General features: G+C 56.1%; 17 protein-coding genes. 7 read left to right on the plus strand and 10 right to left on the minus strand.

All coding sequences use genetic code 11. The features are described from left to right. Window positions 1–74 precede the first annotated feature (74 nt). From gpM to JFT86_RS00120, 3 genes are read right to left on the minus strand one after another with little or no spacing between them, the layout of a single operon-like run. The gene (gene gpM / locus JFT86_RS00110; RefSeq protein WP_201234958.1) at window positions 75–797 is read right to left on the minus strand and encodes a phage terminase small subunit; all 723 of its coding nucleotides are present in this window, start codon (window positions 795–797) and stop codon (window positions 75–77) included. Beyond that, window positions 794–1,813 (minus strand): phage major capsid protein, P2 family, encoded by a 1,020-nt coding sequence (locus tag JFT86_RS00115; RefSeq protein WP_201234959.1) that lies wholly within the window; start codon window positions 1,811–1,813, stop codon window positions 794–796. The genes gpM and JFT86_RS00115 overlap by 4 nt, the downstream gene beginning before the upstream one ends. Before the next feature lies 1 nt (window position 1,814). Continuing rightward, window positions 1,815–2,753, minus strand: a complete 939-nt coding sequence (locus JFT86_RS00120; protein ID WP_201234960.1) for a GPO family capsid scaffolding protein — start codon at window positions 2,751–2,753, stop codon at window positions 1,815–1,817. A gap of 163 nt (window positions 2,754–2,916) precedes the next feature. On the opposite strand from JFT86_RS00120, the gene JFT86_RS00125 reads away from it, so the two are divergent. The 3 genes from JFT86_RS00125 (at window position 2,917) to JFT86_RS00135 (ending at window position 6,094) form a co-directional block, all read left to right on the plus strand. After that, on the plus strand, window positions 2,917–4,980 hold the full coding sequence (locus JFT86_RS00125) for a terminase family protein (protein WP_201234961.1): 2,064 nt from the start codon (window positions 2,917–2,919) through the stop codon (window positions 4,978–4,980). Then, window positions 4,892–5,761 carry a phage portal protein gene (locus JFT86_RS00130; protein ID WP_201234962.1) on the plus strand — a complete coding sequence of 290 codons (870 nt, stop codon included), beginning with the start codon at window positions 4,892–4,894 and terminating at the stop codon, window positions 5,759–5,761. The genes JFT86_RS00125 and JFT86_RS00130 overlap by 89 nt, the downstream gene beginning before the upstream one ends. A 72-nt stretch (window positions 5,762–5,833) precedes the next feature. Beyond that, on the plus strand, window positions 5,834–6,094 hold the full coding sequence (locus JFT86_RS00135) for an ogr/Delta-like zinc finger family protein (RefSeq protein ID WP_201234307.1): 261 nt from the start codon (window positions 5,834–5,836) through the stop codon (window positions 6,092–6,094). A 701-nt stretch (window positions 6,095–6,795) separates the two neighbouring features. Here the strand turns inward: JFT86_RS00135 and JFT86_RS00140 are convergent. Genes JFT86_RS00140 through JFT86_RS00150 form a run of 3 tightly spaced genes read right to left on the minus strand, consistent with a single transcriptional unit; the run spans window position 6,796 to window position 8,608 of the window. Next, entirely contained in the window at window positions 6,796–7,707 is a 912-nt protein-coding gene (locus tag JFT86_RS00140; protein WP_242489366.1) for a hypothetical protein, read from the minus strand. A gap of 20 nt (window positions 7,708–7,727) precedes the next feature. Continuing rightward, the gene (locus JFT86_RS00145; RefSeq protein ID WP_201234306.1) at window positions 7,728–8,351 is read right to left on the minus strand and encodes a hypothetical protein; all 624 of its coding nucleotides are present in this window, start codon (window positions 8,349–8,351) and stop codon (window positions 7,728–7,730) included. Next, entirely contained in the window at window positions 8,348–8,608 is a 261-nt protein-coding gene (locus JFT86_RS00150) for a Cro/CI family transcriptional regulator (protein ID WP_201234305.1), read from the minus strand. The genes JFT86_RS00145 and JFT86_RS00150 overlap by 4 nt, the downstream gene beginning before the upstream one ends. A 107-nt stretch (window positions 8,609–8,715) precedes the next feature. Between JFT86_RS00150 and JFT86_RS00155 the strand changes: the two genes are divergently transcribed. Further along, complete coding sequence (locus tag JFT86_RS00155) at window positions 8,716–9,435, plus strand: S24 family peptidase (RefSeq protein WP_134101691.1); 720 nt, start codon at window positions 8,716–8,718, stop codon at window positions 9,433–9,435. Window positions 9,436–9,488: 53 nt separating this feature from the next. Here JFT86_RS00155 and JFT86_RS00160 read toward each other — a convergent pair whose 3' ends face one another. The 4 genes from JFT86_RS00160 to JFT86_RS00180 form a co-directional block, all read right to left on the minus strand. Further along, window positions 9,489–9,782, minus strand: coding sequence for a hypothetical protein (locus JFT86_RS00160; protein WP_201234304.1), 294 nt, complete (start codon window positions 9,780–9,782; stop codon window positions 9,489–9,491). Then, complete coding sequence (locus JFT86_RS29160; protein WP_242489365.1) at window positions 9,779–10,285, minus strand: hypothetical protein; 507 nt, start codon at window positions 10,283–10,285, stop codon at window positions 9,779–9,781. Before JFT86_RS29160 ends, JFT86_RS00160 begins: the two co-directional genes overlap by 4 nt. Before the next feature lie 454 nt (window positions 10,286–10,739). Next, complete coding sequence (locus tag JFT86_RS00175; protein WP_201234302.1) at window positions 10,740–12,368, minus strand: recombinase family protein; 1,629 nt, start codon at window positions 12,366–12,368, stop codon at window positions 10,740–10,742. Next, a complete protein-coding gene (locus JFT86_RS00180) occupies window positions 12,368–13,519 on the minus strand; it encodes a hypothetical protein (RefSeq protein ID WP_201234301.1) in 1,152 nt (383 codons plus the stop codon). Before JFT86_RS00180 ends, JFT86_RS00175 begins: the two co-directional genes overlap by 1 nt. Window positions 13,520–13,636: 117 nt before the next feature. Between JFT86_RS00180 and rimO the strand changes: the two genes are divergently transcribed. The 3 genes from rimO to JFT86_RS00195 all read left to right on the plus strand — a co-directional run bounded on the left by rimO (window position 13,637) and on the right by JFT86_RS00195 (window position 16,657). After that, on the plus strand, window positions 13,637–14,959 hold the full coding sequence (gene rimO, locus JFT86_RS00185) for a 30S ribosomal protein S12 methylthiotransferase RimO (RefSeq protein WP_201234963.1): 1,323 nt from the start codon (window positions 13,637–13,639) through the stop codon (window positions 14,957–14,959). Window positions 14,960–15,283: 324 nt separating this feature from the next. After that, complete coding sequence (locus JFT86_RS00190; RefSeq protein ID WP_201234964.1) at window positions 15,284–15,757, plus strand: GNAT family N-acetyltransferase; 474 nt, start codon at window positions 15,284–15,286, stop codon at window positions 15,755–15,757. A 189-nt stretch (window positions 15,758–15,946) separates the two neighbouring features. Beyond that, on the plus strand, window positions 15,947–16,657 hold the full coding sequence (locus tag JFT86_RS00195; RefSeq protein WP_201234965.1) for an rRNA pseudouridine synthase: 711 nt from the start codon (window positions 15,947–15,949) through the stop codon (window positions 16,655–16,657). The last annotated feature ends 24 nt before the right edge of the window (window positions 16,658–16,681 follow it).

The following is a 16,681-nucleotide window of genomic DNA, read 5'->3' on the forward strand; positions in this document are numbered from 1 at the left end:
GCCTGTTTTCAGTGGGACGGTCCATAAATGGGCGGCTCACTTCGACAGGTTCCCGCTGGGGGGGTAGTCGGTTATTAGGTGGCCGGGGTCGAGGCCGCTTGTTTTGCCAATGCCTTGCGGACCTTTTCGATTCGCGTGTCATTCCCTGCCTGGGCGTACAGTTCCGTCGAACGCTCAAGGTGCTTGAGCGCGACTTCCAGATTCCCGGCCTCGATGGCGCGCATACCGATCAACTTGTGGTATTTGCTCGGGATCTGCTCCGTCAGGTTCCATTCACCATCGACCAGCGGCAGCAGGTCGGACAGGTAAGGCTCGGGACTGCGATTTGCTTTGTATTCGGCATAGGCCCATTCACACACGGCGTCAGCGACAAAGGTCTGGATATCCCGGCGCTTAAAGCGTTCGGGCATTTCCTGGCCTTGCTCGATCAGGAAGTCCGCCAATTCCAGTGCGTCATCGAACTGGACTGTGTCGAACAGCCAGACCATCACCTGCACCGCGACGCGATTCGGGAAGTTCAGCCCTGACTCGCAGTAGCGCTGGACGTACTCCTGGTACTTGGGCAGCAGCTCGTCACGTTTCAGCGCCTGGCGTCCGGCCAGGCCGTTGATTGCGCTGATGCGCTCCAGATCCTGGTCCAATGCCGCTTCCTGCAGCATCAAATGCTTGCGCGCATTGGCGGGGCTGCTCAGCGCGTCGGCCGGGGTGTACGCCATGGCCGCACCCGAGAGAGCCGCGGCAGCTGCGGTTACACCCATGGCCAGGATGCGGCGCTTGTGCGCCAGGGCCAGGCTCACGCAATCAGCTCCACGTTTTCGGTCAGCGCGATCTTTTCCAGTTGCTCGATCACGTAACCTTCGTTGCGGCTGTTGTAGTCCTCGACACGGGAACGTTTCGGGTTGTCGACCGCCTGCTTGCGCCAGCTGGAGTCCTGGAAGTAGATCGACAGATTGTCCCAACTGGTGACCAACACGGCGTTAACCGGGAAGTTAGGCACGCTGAACGAAGGCAAGCCGCCGTAGGTCGCGATGACCTGCAGGTTTTCGATGCGCTCTTTTTCCGTCGGGGTGTCGCCCTGCTTGGTGTAGAGCTTGGCCTTGTCAGCTGCCAACAGGTCGGAACCAATGATCGCCACCAGGTCGCCGTCTTCGCGCAGGATCTCGTCGACCATCTGTTTGGTGTCGTGCACCAGGGCATCGAGGTTGGCGTAGTCGCCGCCGGCGCCGAGTTTGACCTTGCCCGCAGAGGCGCCCTCTTTAAGGACTTGCTGTGGGGCCTGTTCACGCAGTTGCTGCAGCCAGCCTTTGTTCACGTCCTGCAGCTTTGGATTGGCGGCAAGATCGGTTTGCGGTGCAGCGTGAGTGCCGTGAAAGCCGATCACGATACGGTCTTGTGCAATGCGCTTCTGCACAGCTGCAGAGTAGCGATCCTGGAAGTCCGGAAACTTCGCCCAGGCGTCGATCTTCGCGTATGGCAGGCCCACGTCGGACTGCGTGTCGCTCAGTTCGTAGGTGGTATTTTCCAGCGCCGAAGCATCCTTTGCTTCACGATCGGTGGTTTTGGTGTTGGTGCGGCCGGTAACCGGGCCGTTTACACCGATGAACACCTTTTCACCCTTGATCTCGCTGACTGGAACGACGTTGATGCGCTCCAGGAAGTCAGCCTTGGCGGTGATCGAGTCGTTCAGCTCTTGAGCGATCGAAGGTTCAACGCTGAAAGTCTTACTGGCGCGCTCAATCCCGTAGGTTTCGGCGATCGCTTCCTGCAGCGCGGCGTACTGCTTGGCGCCCTTGGCGCTCAGTGGCTGGGCCATATCAGAGCACCCGCTTTTTGGCAGGAGTCACCGGGCCAGCGTTACGTGGCAACTGGCGACCGTTCGAGGTGTTCTGCAGCGTGGAGAACTGTTTTTGCAACTTCGCCAAACCGGCCAGAATGGCCTTGTTACCGGAATTACGGCTGAGGTTCTTTTCTTCCTCAGCGGTGGCAATGATCACGTCGACCGCGCTTTGTACGTCGTCGACAGGCGCTTCGTCGATCTCGGGCGCTACTTCAGCGAAACCGTCGACCAGGGCCTGCAGACCAGCAGTCACGATCAACTGCTGCTCGATCAGGGCCTGAATAGCCTTGGCTGTAGCTTCATCCATTGGGGGGTTGCTCTCGGTTGGGGTTAGCGGAGTGGTTTCGGTTGGCGTGTCTTCAATGCCGAAACACTTGAACAAGCGGGTGAACATCGCCGCGAGACGTCCGATCTCGCCCTGCGGCTCAGTCTCAGTCGTGGTCTTGGTCACGGCCAGCGAGCCGAGTTCCAGCGACGCGGCGTAGTAAGCGGCCCGGCTGGTTCGGTTGGAAAAGTAGAGTTCCTGAGTGCCCAGGCTGGCCGGCTCGTCGGTTACGGCCAAGCCGGTCAAATAGGCCTTGCCGGTGCCGGCAAAATTCGGGGTAATTTCAATGCTGGTGAACAGCTTCTGGCCCTGATCATTCAGGTACAGCAGTCGATCGTTGGGTTTGAGCTGAGCTTCGAGGGCGATTTGCCCCGGCTCCAGATCGTCGCCCTCTTCCACCAGGCGGACCGCATAAACGGTGCCGTGGGAACCACTCCAGCGTTCGTGTTCACACCAGATCACAGCCGTATATTTGGACGGCTTGTAGGTCTCGGCGATATCGCGCAGTTCCTGGGGAAGGATCTCGCGACCATCGGCGGTGGTGCCGCTGGTGGCGACACGTTTCCAGAACGAAACAAGGGAACGGGGCATGGGCGATAACTGCGCTCAATCGGTGGTTTGAGCCGCCAAGATATGGAGCAAAACGCCCCCTAACAAACGGTTCAATTACGCATTCCTCCTATATCCACGATCTAGGTTGATTGCAGAATTTAACCCCGCGTTTTCGCCGTTTTCGCCGCATAGACTGCGGCCCATGTACTACTCGACCGAAGTTAAAGAAGCCGCCAAACGACTGTTTCTGCGCCGCTGTAAGGCCAAGGAAATTCAGGCGCAACTCAACCTGCCCAACATCCGGATCGTCTACTACTGGATCCGCCAGGGTGGTTGGGAGGACATGCTGTCGGACGAGGAACCGCTGACCGCTGTTGGCCGGCGTATCACCTTGCTTCTGGACAAGGTCGGCAGCCTTTCCAAGGACGATCTAAACGAACTCGACCGGCTGACCGCCGTGCGCGAACGACTGCTAAAGCAAGCGGCCAAACCGGCGCCGGCGGCGGCATCGATCGGAGACGATCCGGGCGATTCCTCGGAATCTCGTCAGCGACCGCGTGGCGAACGTTCGGGCCGTGGCGAAGGCGGCGGCAAGAAGAAAGAGAAGAAGGCCAAGAACGACATCAGCGGTCTCACCGAAGTCGACTTCTTGGATAAGTTCATCAGCAAAATGTACCGCTACCAGCAGGAGCTGTTCGCGGCCAAGCAGAACCCGCTGACTTGCCGGATCCGCAACATCCTTAAAAGTCGTCAGGTCGGCTTGACCTACTACTTCGCCGGCGAAGCGTTCATGGATGCGGTTTTGAGTGGCGACAACCAGGTCTTTTTGTCGGCCAGCCGATCGCAGTCCGAGATCTTCCGCAGCTACATCATCCAGTTCGCCAAGCAGTGGTTCGACATCGAGCTGACCGGTAACCCGATCGTGCTCAGCAACGGCGCCGAACTGCGTTTCCTATCGACAAACAGCAGCACGGCCCAGGGCTACCACGGGCACGTCTACGTCGATGAATACTTCTGGATCCGTGACTTTGAAAAACTGAGCACCGTGGCCAGCGCCATGGGCACCCACAAGAAGTGGCGCAAGACCTATTTCTCGACGCCCAGCGCGGTGTCGCACCAGGCCTACCCGTTCTGGACTGGTGAAGAGTTTCGCAACAGCAAACGCGGGAAAAAAGCCGGCGGCACTTGGCCGATCGAGGCGTCCTATACCCAAGGTGCTCTGTGTCCGGACGGCCAATGGCGCAAGACGATCACCATTCAGGATGCGATCGACGGCGGCTGCGATCTGTTCGACCTCGAGCAGCTGCAGCTGGAGTACGACGAGGACAAGTTTCAGCAGCTCTTCTACTGCAAGTTCATCGACAGCACACAGAGCGCGTTCGGCCTCAAGGATCTGGAGCGCTGCTATTCCGATCTTTCGTTGTGGGAGGACTACAAGCCCGACGAGGAACGACCATTCGGCAACAGTCCGGTCTGGCTGGGGTACGACCCGAGCCGGACTCGCGACGACGCGACGTGCGTGGTCATCGCCCCGCCGCTCGAGCCGGGCGCGAAGTTCCGGATCTTGGAGAAGCACAGCTGGCGTGGTCATTCGTTCACCTACCAGGCTGCTCAGGTCAAAAAGCTGACCGAGCGTTTCAACGTCCAGCACATCGGCATCGATGTCACCGGCGTGGGTTACGGCGTGTTCGATCTGGTGCGCGACTTCTACGCAAAAGCGACGCCGATTCATTACAGCCTTGAGGCGAAGAACGCACTGGTGCTCAAAGCCCAGGACACGATCCAAGGCAGCCGCATCGAGTGGGATGCCGGATGGACCGACATCGCCCAGGCGTTCCTGACTATCAAGCGCGGCACCACCAACAGCGGGCAGGTCACCTACAGCGCTTCGCGCACCGACGCGACCGGCCACGCCGATATCGCGTGGGCGGTCATGCATGCCCTGGCCAACGAACCTTTGAACACCAACAAGCGGCGTCGTAGCCGCTACGTCACGAGTGGAAACGATGCCCAAGCTTCGACGCAAAAAACGCCTGGTCAATCATCAGGTGCAACAGCAACAGCAACAGCCCATGCGGGCGTTTACGTTCGGCGAACCCGAACAGGTGCTATCGGGCAACATCGGCGAGTACGTGGGGGTGTTTCCCAGCGACGACGGCGAAATTTACAAGCCACCGGTGTCGCGCACCGGTCTGGCCAAACTGTTACGCGCCAATGCACACCACGGCGCCATTCCGAAGTTCAAACGCAACCTGTTGCTGCGTGAGTTCATTCCTTCGGCGGGCTGCAGTGCCCGGACAATGGGCTGCGCGGGTCTGGACTACATGGTATTCGGCGATGCGTTTTTTTATCGCGACATCAACGTCTTCGGTCAGGTGCTGGAACTGCAGCATCTACCGGCGATAAATATGCGAGTGAAGGTGGACGGTGGGTTCCGGATGCTGCTGCCGGACAACAAGTTTATGGACTTCGACCAGGACGAGATCGAACACGTCATGGACTACGACGTTGAACAGACCATTTACGGTATTCCGGATTACTTGGGCGGGCTGCAGGCGCTGCTGCTCAACGAAGCCGCTACCCTGTTCCGCCGACGCTACTACAGCAACGGCGCCCACGCTGGTTACATCTTCTACACCAACGATCCGGACCTGACCGAAGAAGACGAGGAGAACTTGCGCGCACAGATCAGTTCCAGCAAGGGCGTGGGCAACTTCCGCTCGATGTTCGTCAACATTCCCAACGGCAAAGAAAACGCGATCCAGATCATTCCCGTGGGGGATTTCCAGGCCAAAGACGAGCTTGAGAAGGTGAAGAACATCACCCGCAACGACGTGATCGCCGCCTGGCGAATGAACCCGGCACTGGCCGGCATCATTCCGGAAAACAGTGGGGGATTTGGCGACATCGAAAAGATTGATCGGGTTTACACCAACAATGAGATCCGGCCGATCTGCCAGCTATTCGACCAGGTGAATGACACGCTACTGCCGGACAGGCGAATTAGCTGGAGAACCCCGGCAGAAGACGATAAAACCACTGAATAAATAGACAGTATTTGGTGATTATCACTAAAGGTGACGGCATAATAATGGCTTCGAAACCCTGGGGAGGGAACCATGCGAATTTACTGCACAGCTTGCGACCACAAAGGGCGCATCGGCTCACGGGAGGAAATTACCCGGGGCTATGTGAAGCTCTACTGCCAGTGCCTGGATGCAAAGTGCGGGCACACTTGGGTGTCCGAACTTACGTTCAAGCATTCCCTGAGGCCGCCAGCACAACACGTCGACACTCTCCTTCTGGAGAGAATCAGAAGTTTGCCGGCGGAGCAGCAGCAAGAGCTATTGCTGCAGGTCAGCGCTTCGCAACCTCGCTAACTTTACAACCAAGGTCGCAACCTCCCCAATTCACTGAAGCCCTTCCTTTCCCAAGCTCACCTTGTGTGAGTCTGCACGTCGATCTCGAATCTTGCTTCGAGATGCCTGCCCCGCAGGCATATAAGCCGCCAACGCGATCTCCGCTGATATTCACAATCTTAGAGCGGCGGAACCCGCGAAGCGGCCGGTCACTCGGCAAATTCGCACCCAAAAATTTCAGCCGCACTGCCGTCCTTTGCCCGCGAGCGCTATCAGCGAAACTCCAACTCCCCTCGGCGCGCTCAATTACCGCTTTGTGTTCCCTGGTTCTCCAGCACGGAGCGCAGGCTATTGGCTTGGGTGCAGGGCACTGCCCTGCCGCTCGGCGGGCGCGTAGCCCGCGACCCTCATAAAAAGCTGAGCGAAGCGAACTGAGCCCTTGGGCGAAGGCATCATCTTGTACTCAACACACCGAACCTGTGGACACCTCGAAAGTCTCTTTTTTATACCCTTTGGGGTTGCTGAGTGGGGTTTAAAATTCCATTTAATTCAAAGGCATCTTGGATGCGCGTGCTGCGCCCGGCCGAGCGCACGAAACGTCGGTAAAAAATGGGGGCGCAGGCACCCACAAGCCAACATGACGATGCATGGCGGCAGTGTTAGCGGGAACGTTGGGAGTTTTTTCGACCGCCAGGCGTAGCCTGGCCTCGCAGGGGATGCGATTACTTCGAGGGGGAGTCTTTCTTGATTTGGACGTTGCGCAGTAGACGCGCCATGGATTCGTCCAGTCCGCCTGAGCTCCTGTCGAGCTCCAGGGATGGTGTTGCACCGTTGGGTGATCCGCGAGCTGGGATCAGTATTTCTGCCTGCCTATTAAGCTGAGCAGCCTTACGCGCTTCACTCTTTTCCCAGTTGCTACGCGACTGCTGCCTGCGGAACGCCTCTAAGGAAGCCTTCTCTTGGCGCGCAGCACGAAGACCGCTGACCTCGCGAAGGTCTCTCTCACGACGTTTGATAGCAGCTTTCTTAGCTCGGTACCAAAGATAACGCACCCCTAGGTCTGCAAAGAACTTCTCTGTGAAGCGCACCAGGACGCGTGTCCGCACGAGATTAAGTCCTGCCTCGTCTTTCTCCTCCAACTGCACTTTTTCAATGCGCCGGTAAACATACCCGGCCAGCTCCAAACTGTGCATGAGGCGATTGAGAGACGCAGCAGACATGCCACTATCTTCAGCGACACCGCACTGGGTGTTGAGAAAGAACTGCCCCCGCTCAATATCAAGCCAGCCCAGTACGCCAGTGGCCAAATCTAAGCGCAGCAGCATCTGCTCAGATGCTTTAGCTAACGCGTCGAATTTCTCGGAACGGGTGCGGCGCCCTCCATGGATGGTGTCCAGGTCGCGCAGGTACTGTCCACGTAGTTCACCAATCTGGCTCAGTCGAGAAAACGCCATCCGCAGCAACGGGTTTTTGAGTTGTTGGGTAGTCAGACGACGCGGAGCTGTGTAGCGAGGTGCTCGAATTGGTGCGCGGAGGGCTGCGTGGGGATCTTTCTTGTCGCGATGGACGACAGCAGGTCGGCCCTTGTTGGGGCTGCCCTTGCGGCTGCTTGCCGATCGCGTGCGGATGTCCATGTCCCGGGAAGTCACAGAGGCTAGTTCACCTGGGACAGGTGGGGCTTTTGAGGTTGCTCGAGCAGAACAATCTCGGCACGAGAGCGCAGCTCGCTGCAACGTGCCTCTACCGAACGAAGTCGATCGACAAATTCAGGCAGCTTTTCCAGGTCGTCAATATCGATGCGACCGTCAGCCAGGATCTCGCTACCCAGAGCAACCGTATTACCAAGTCGAGCCACTAGCTGGCCGAACGCCCCCACCGGGTTGCCGTCGCCGTCCAGCTCGCGTGCCCCAGTCAGCCCATGACGATGGGCAAGCTCATTAATGCAGCAGTCTTTGAAGTCGCCCTCCAAAGCGCCTACCCATGACTCCTCGATCCAGCTCGGCAGGTCAACCTCACCACTGAGCCAGCGGCCTACACGGCGCAGCCAGGCGCCTGATGCTCTCAGGAAGGACGCGCTGTCGTTGCTCTGGGCAAGGATTTCAAAGTCGGGCACGTCTTTACTGACCGCCTTGGCGGGGATCTGGCGATGAAGGTTGCTGCTCAGCGCCTGGGCGAAGTCGTCCTGGCTCAAACCGGTGCGGGCAATCATCTCAGCGGCATGAGCAACAAGGACTTGATCACGGGAAATGGACAGCTGTCCGTGTGTGGACGTGGTCAAGGCTGTTCACCGAATTTAGGCTGCCCCAACGTTTTCTCGTGGCTGGACTTAGAGCCATCGGGTGACGCCGAGTATTCCTGGCAAGGAAACGGGCGGGTCTCTTGGGCTGCACAGGCACCATCGTCACTGATCGTTACGGTGATGTTTCGATGAGTTCTTAGTGCTTTCGCGATCGACGCCGGTTTCACACCGAGCGCACGCGCTACAGGCGCCTGACCCATCCGTTGCACTAAATCACTAAGGGACATCTCTTCCATGTCATACACCTAAGACTGATGAATGACCGAAAGATTAACCGCTAACATATTTATAATCAATGCCTACGGCTAATCTTTTGAGTTAGCCAGCGGCTTATACTTCGACAATGACTAAGAAAAAGCCCATCGCCCCTGCCCTATTCGCGGAATGCCAAGCAGCCCACGAGCTCTATCTTTCTAAGAAGAACGCTCTCAAGCTGAATCAACGGAAGATTGCCGATGCCGCAGGCATAACACCGGTTTCGGTGAACCATTATTTGAAGGGTATAAATGCGCTCAATGCCCGCTTTGCTTCGGTACTGGCGAAGCTGCTAAATGAGCCGGTCGAGAGCTTCAGTCCACGCCTTGCTGCCGAAATTGAGGGCATGGCGGCTACAAGTGGTCATTCCAACATTTCCCCAATGCTGCAACCTCACCGAGAAGCCCGGGAATATCCATTGATCTCATGGGTTGCCGCCGGCGAGCAGATCGAATCTTCCGTCTGCTATCCGACCGGAATTGCAGACGACTGGCTGTCGTCTACGGAAAATGCAGGGCCACGTGGTTATTGGCTCAAGGTGAAGGGAAAGTCGATGACATCGGACACACCGCCTAGCTTCCCGGAAGGCACTCCGATATTGATTCGCCCTGAAGGCTTTGACCTCATCAGCGGCAAGTTCTACATCGCCCGCCACACCGTGAGCGGCGAAACCACCTTCAAGCAATACAATCTAGATGCTGGGGTAGGCTACTTGGTGCCACTCAATCCAGAGTACAAGGCGGTAGCTCTGGACGGTACTTGGGAAATTATTGGCCGTGCGATCGATGCGAAAATCACCGGTATGTAACGTCGTTGATAACCCACCGGCGTGCCTTAAAGCATTCCGATCAGCTTCGCAGCTCATCCTCTAGCCTTACGTGGGCATAACTTGCCTGCATTGCCTTGAGCTGATCCAGGCGGGGCACTGTGCACCACGATATGACCTTGGCCAATTTTGAAGTTCTTCATTACAGCGATGCACACGTTCCACGCCTCGCGTGCAACAGCATCGCCGGCTTCGACCACATTGCCCTGGTCATCGATAATCGCTAAACGTGCGGGACGCCCGTCGGCTGTGCTGAATTGGTAACCGCTGCTCACATTGGCACAGATACGGCCAAGCTCCAGCGTGCCTGTCTTGGGAATCCCGATCATGGTCTTACCCCTACTTCAATACCTACAGAGCACTTGTTCACGATCAAAGCGATCGTACTGGCGTGGAGATCACGGCGACTTTGGGCTGTGTGTATCGCGCCCCAGTTTTCTTTTGCAATGGCGGCATCGAGTTCCGCGTTTGCACTCCGATACCCCTCAATACTTTGACTGAACAGTCGTTTCGCATTTGGCTCCAGGATGGAAATGGTCAACTGCCCATCGGCGTCTGGCATGATTCTCGGATCGTTGCAAAGAGCAAGCTCCTCAAGAAGGCGCGCAATTCGTTCGGCAACGTGAGCAGTTTTTGGGATGGTCAAACTGTTTACAGTGCTACCCAGTCTGACCTGAACAGATACATCTTCTAAGCCCTGCTCAATGGCAACAATGGCCGTCGCGCAGCAGCGTCCGTCTTCTGCAAAAAAATGGTGCGAAAAGGTGCCATTCTGAGTGACCTGGTCTGATAACTGAGAGCGCGCATCCGGCGAAAGGCAAAGGGCGTACATCGTGTAAACCTCCAAAGCGATCAGGGCATCGCAGCGCAATACCCTGAACTGATGGAGATAAATTAGCCTCCGGCTAATTTTATGTCAAACACCTGCGGCATATTTTTTAGTTTTTTGTTAGCCGCTGGATAATCAGAAGGGGTGATGATTTGTCCAGCTCAATTGCGCAATGCCGTCGCCTAGGTGCTTCAAGCGCACGCTTTCCTCGTTATTCAATTGCTCTAGAAGTCGATCCCAGTCATCGGAGCGCTCGCCGGATAATCGCCGTATTAACGTTCGCCGCAGGACTTGGGCGGAGGCACTGTTGACCTGTCGGTAAATACGGCATGCAAGTTGGTCGAATGGGGTGGACGGCTGCATTGAGAAAACGCGGTTTTGCTGAAGCACAAAAGCATCCTGCTACTACTGTATATCCAGACAGTATATAGGAAATGTAGCTTTGCTAATATTTGGCCTAATCCCAGTCCTCACTCGCCACCCAATCGCCTGTTTTCCGATGGATCCGAAGCAGGCGGTGCTGTCCTGTACGCGAGAAAAGCTGCACATCAATGAACTGACCTTCGCGGTCGGTTGCGTCCACACCCCGCATGAAAATGACAATTCGACTGAATGTGTCCATGACCAACTGCCTGACGCTTTCTCTTGCTCCGTAATCTCCCGCTTCCACTTGGGCAGACAGAGCCGCCCATCGCTCTGCCTGGGCTGGTTGAGCAGCCCCTGCGGATATTGAGCTCACCTCATACTCCAGTGTTGAAACGCTTTTTTCAGCATCTCTAAGTTGTGATTCCAACTCCCTTGCCTTACGGACAAACGCCAGAGGGGCGGCGCCACTCTCGTCTGCTAAAAGCGCATCAGTTACCTTGCCTAACTGACCTGTGATCTTCGCAACAGCCGCCCTTGCATCCACAAGCTGACGATGGACAGCCTGGCCATCATCGCTTGGTTGCATTAGTCGCTGGAGGTTGAGCTGATCCGTGCAGAATTTGAGTAACGCTTGCTCGATTGGTACAACGCTGCAGCTTCCACCGGCGGAGCACCCGCCGTTTTTACTGTAAGAAGTGCAGTGCAACCTGCGATTGCCGTCTGCAATACTTCCATCCACACGCCTACGCTTCATTATGTTTTGCGCAACTAGCGCTGTACCGCAGTAGCCGCAGTAGGCCAATCCGACCCCGGTGATGATGCCTGGTATCTCCCCCGCTCCTCGACGACGCAACCGTTGGCCAGCAAGGTGCTGCAGATCATTCCATTCTGCATCGGACAGTACACGCGGGTAGTACTCCTCCAGCTCGTAATCCTCGCCCTCCAGACTCAACCGTTTGACACCCCGCAGCGCAGGTAACTTGATCGTCCGGTAGATCTGTAATCCGGAGATTCCTCCTTCAGTCAGTTGAAATCCCTCTTCATGCATGATGTTTGCAGCACGGCCGGCACCTAGTCCCAAACGATAAAGCTCAAGCGCCCGCTTTACTGCTGCGACACGCTCTGGGATCAACTCCCATCCCTCATTGGTCAATCGCACCCACTGTGGGTCTTTACCGTTGCGGATCACCCCACGAAACGAACCGGATTTCCAACCTTCACATTGACGACGGATTGCGGCTTTGACTCGCTTGCTCTTCGTGTCGGACTCTTCATGCGCCCTTATCATCACCAGGAGCGAATAAACCAGGTCCATAGGCTGAGCCTTTAAACCAGCCCTGTTGTACTCGCGGCCGTCGCTTGCGGTAACTACCGTGATACCCGCATTGATAATCTGAGCAAGCTGAGCCTGGGCTTGGATAGGTTCAGCTCGACTGAGACGATCCAGTCCCTCAACGATTAGAACAGAGCCATCGTGGATACGACCGTCCTCCACCGCCCGCAAAAATACCCCTAGAGCGCCTTGCTTCACATGGCGCTGGTGATATGCGGAAAGGCCTTCGTCTCTCAGAGAAAGAGACTCATCTAAAACAAAACCGTTTGATTTAGCCCAGCGCTGAGCATATTGAAGTTGACGGTCAGCACTATTACCCAACGCTTGTTTTGGATCAGAAAATCGAAGATAGCTGTAAACCTTACGGCTCCCTAGTTGCGCATTCATTATGTCGACGCCGCCGGCTTATCACCTTTTGCAGAAACTTTTAATTTTTCTACGAGACCTGAAACGGATTCAAACATAGCGATCATGTGGTTTAGATCTCCTGATTTCTGGGGAGCGGGCTCAAGCCACTTCACATCCTCCTCAAGGACCTTCAACATCTGCGCCCTCATATCTACGAGATGCTCACCAGAGTTAGAAAATTCTTTAATCGCCAAATAAGACAATAGATATCGATTGAAAACCGATTTCACACGCACCAGATTAAATGAAGAATCAGTAAAACTTTTGTACTGACGCAAAAACCAAGCCGCCAGGAATTCAACAACCAAAAAAGTCAGGGAGCAGGAGATCATCCCCCAGACCGCAAACTTTCCAACCTCATATAGAGAAGTAGTAACTTGCCAAACCACTATGGAGCAAATATAAAAAAATATACCTCGCCACAGATACGTCGTCCCCTTATCCAAAAGCAATGACGCTTTATTTTCAGCGAGATTGATATGAAGATCCAACGAACGGACCAGCGAACTCATGTGTCGCTCAAAGCCAGTAACCTCATGGCTTTGGCTTGAAAGTTTCTGGTCAACTTCGGAAAGAGAATTCGGGGACACAGCATCTTCTATAGAGACGGCATTGTAATAGCGCGGCGGTTCTTTCTTACTTTTCAATATTGCCCTGAGAATATCCACACCCTCAGCTTTTTCCAACTCTTCCCCTTCAACCTGACGACGTAGTATTTTTTCGTCCAGATCTACAAAACTCTCTTTTCGCGTACCAGATAAAAGTGCCAAAAGAAATACAAGTGCGAGTAGTGAAAGACTGCCGACAGCCATTGCGGCGACAATTACACTCCCTTCGAAGAATCTTACTATGCTTGGAAGCGCGGCGATAATCATAGCAGCCCCCATCATAACTCCAGCGAGCATGGTTAAGGCGAGTCTTAGTCTATCAACCCAACCCGAGGAACTTCGCACTGGAGATTTAAAAATTTCCTCGTTTAGCTGTTCAAATTTTTTAAATCTTTCGCGTTCTTTTTCCAGAGCCTCGCGCCTCCATTCGTCGTGATCTTTCACCTCGACGAACTCGTCCTCTTCTGACTTCTCTGTCTCCACCGCGTCGCTAATAGGACGCTTTAAGTTACGATCTTCCATGCCCAAACCCCAAAATGATAATCATTGTCAACAAATCTTTTTGCGCATTTTTTGATCAACGTATAGAATCGCGCGCCTCGAAATTTACCCAGGGTATGCCCTGCAGGCTGTGAGTATATGAGTAATAACCCACGTGTAGGGTTTGTATCGCTAGGGTGCCCGAAAGCACTGGTCGACTCCGAGCGCATCCTGACCCAGCTGCGCATGGAAGGCTATGACGTGGTGTCCACCTATCAGGACGCCGACGTTGTAGTCGTCAACACCTGCGGTTTCATCGATTCGGCCAAGGCTGAGTCGCTGGAAGTGATTGGCGAAGCGATCAAGGAAAACGGCAAGGTGATCGTCACCGGTTGCATGGGCGTGGAAGAAGGCAACATCCGCGACGTGCACCCGAGCGTGCTGGCCGTGACCGGTCCGCAGCAGTACGAGCAAGTGGTCAACGCCGTGCACGAAGTCGTGCCGCCGCGTAAGGATCACAACCCGCTGATCGACCTGGTGCCGCCGCAAGGCATCAAGCTGACTCCGCGCCACTACGCCTACCTGAAGATTTCCGAAGGCTGCAACCACAGCTGCTCCTTCTGCATCATTCCGTCGATGCGCGGAAAACTGGTCAGCCGTCCGGTTGGCGACGTGCTGGACGAAGCTCAGCGTCTGGTCAAATCCGGCGTTAAAGAGCTGCTGGTGATTTCGCAAGACACCAGCGCCTACGGCGTTGACGTGAAATACCGCACCGGTTTCTGGAACGGCGCGCCGGTGAAAACCCGCATGACCGAGCTGTGTGAAGCACTGAGCACCCTCGGTGTCTGGGTCCGCTTGCACTACGTTTACCCGTACCCGCACGTTGACGAGCTGATCCCATTGATGGCCGCCGGCAAGATCCTGCCGTACCTGGACATCCCGTTCCAGCACGCCAGCCCGAAAGTGCTGAAGTCGATGAAACGCCCGGCGTTCGAAGACAAGACCCTGGCGCGTATCAAGAACTGGCGCGAAATCTGCCCGGACCTGATCATCCGTTCGACTTTCATCGTCGGCTTCCCGGGCGAAACCGAAGAAGACTTCCAGTACCTGCTGAACTGGCTGACCGAAGCCCAGCTCGACCGCGTCGGCTGCTTCCAGTACTCGCCGGTAGACGGCGCTCCAGCCAATGACCTGGATCTGGAAGTCGTGCCGGACGACGTCAAGCAGGACCGTTGGGATCGCTTTATGGCGCACCAGCAAGCAATCAGCTCGGCGCGCCTGCAAATGCGCATTGGCCGTGAAATCGAAGTGCTGGTGGACGAAGTCGACGAGCAAGGCGCGGTCGGCCGCTGCTTCTTCGACGCCCCGGAGATCGACGGCAACGTGTTTATCGACAACGGCAGCAACCTGAAGCCGGGCGATAAAGTCTGGTGCAAAGTGACTGATGCTGATGAATATGATCTGTGGGCAGAGCAGATCTGATCTGAAGATCAAAAGCCCCTCACCCTAGCCCTCTCCCAAAGGGAGAGGGAACTGATCGAGTTGTCTGGTCGAGCTACATCGACCAGAGATTTCGAGTCGAACTCAGGTCTTGAAAGCGCTGAAGATCGGCCCCCTACCCCCTCGCCCCCTCTGGGGGAGAGGGTTGGGGTGAGGGGAAAGCTCTCGCAGGCGACAGAAACACCCCGCAGGACACCGTAACAAATTCAAAAAGCCCCGCTCTTTTTACGAGATACGGGGCTTTTTTACGGCTATCGTTTGTGGGGGGAAGGACTCCCATCACACCTGATTAAGAGGCTAACGCACATGCGTCACCATTCGGTCATCCACACGCCGAAACTCAGCGATTACCAGGAACTGACCCGGGTCTGGGAGGCCTCGGTTCGCGCGACCCATGATTTTCTGCCGGACAGCTATATCGAGCTGCTGCGCAATCTGGTGCTGACCCGCTATCTGGATGCGGTGATGCTGATCTGCACCAAGGACGCCAACCAGCGCATCACCGGGTTTGCCGGTGTCGCGGCGGGCAAGATCGAAATGCTGTTCATCGACCCCGACCATCGTGGCCAGGGTTTGGGCAAGATGCTGCTGAACTACGCCATGCAGCACCTTAACGCCGATGAACTGGATGTCAACGAACAAAACCCGCAAGCGCTGGGTTTCTACTTCAAGCAAGGATTCGAGGTGATCGGTCGCTCGGAGGTCGATGGCATGGGCCAGCCGTATCCGCTGCTGCACATGCGCTTGCGCCAAAACCAACAGCGCTCACAACACGGCTGACACACCATAAAATCCATGTAGGAGTGAGCCTGCTCGCGATAGCGCCAGATCAGCCGACATCAATGCTGAATGTCAGAAAGCAATCGCGAGCAGGCTCACTCCTACAAAAAACCATACACCAAAATGGAACCGGGCTTAACCGGCGCCACACAGGTACAATGCCCACCCCTTTTTTGTTACGGCCCTGTCATGACTGACCCGATTCGCCTCTCCAAACGCCTCATCGAACTGGTGGGTTGCTCCCGCCGCGAGGCCGAGCTGTTCATCGAGGGCGGCTGGGTCACCGTGGACGGCGAAGTCATCGACGAGCCGCAGTTCAAGGTCGGCGACCAGAAAGTCGAGCTCGACAAGGACGCCAAGGCCACCGCGCCGGAGCCGGTGACCATCCTGCTCAACGTGCCGACCGGCATGGACGTTGAAAGCGCCATGCAGTCGCTCAGCGCCGAGACCCTCAGCGAAGAGCACCGTTTCAGCAAACGCCCGCTGCGCGGACACTTCCTGCGTCTGACCGCCAGTGCCGACCTGCAGGCCAAGGCCAGCGGCCTGCTGGTGTTCACTCAGGACTGGAAGATCCTGCGCAAGCTCACCGCTGACGCGACCAAGATCGAGCAGGAATACATCGTTGAAGTTGAGGGCGACATGGTTGCCCACGGCCTCAACCGCCTGCAGCACGGTCTGACCCACAAGGGCAAGGAACTGCCGCCGGTCAAGGCCAGTTGGCAGAACGAAAACCGTCTGCGCTTCGCGATGAAAAATCCGCAGCCGGGAATCATCGCCCAGTTCTGCGAAGCGGTCGGCCTCAAGGTCGTCGGCATCCGCCGTATCCGCATTGGCGGCGTTTCGATCGGCAAGGTCCCGGTCGGTCAATGGCGCTACCTGTCCGGCAAAGAGAAGTTCTAAGACTTCCACTGCCGCCACACATTT

The sequence above is a fragment of the Pseudomonas sp. TH06 genome, from assembly GCF_016651305.1.
Classification (GTDB): Bacteria; Pseudomonadota; Gammaproteobacteria; order Pseudomonadales; family Pseudomonadaceae; genus Aquipseudomonas.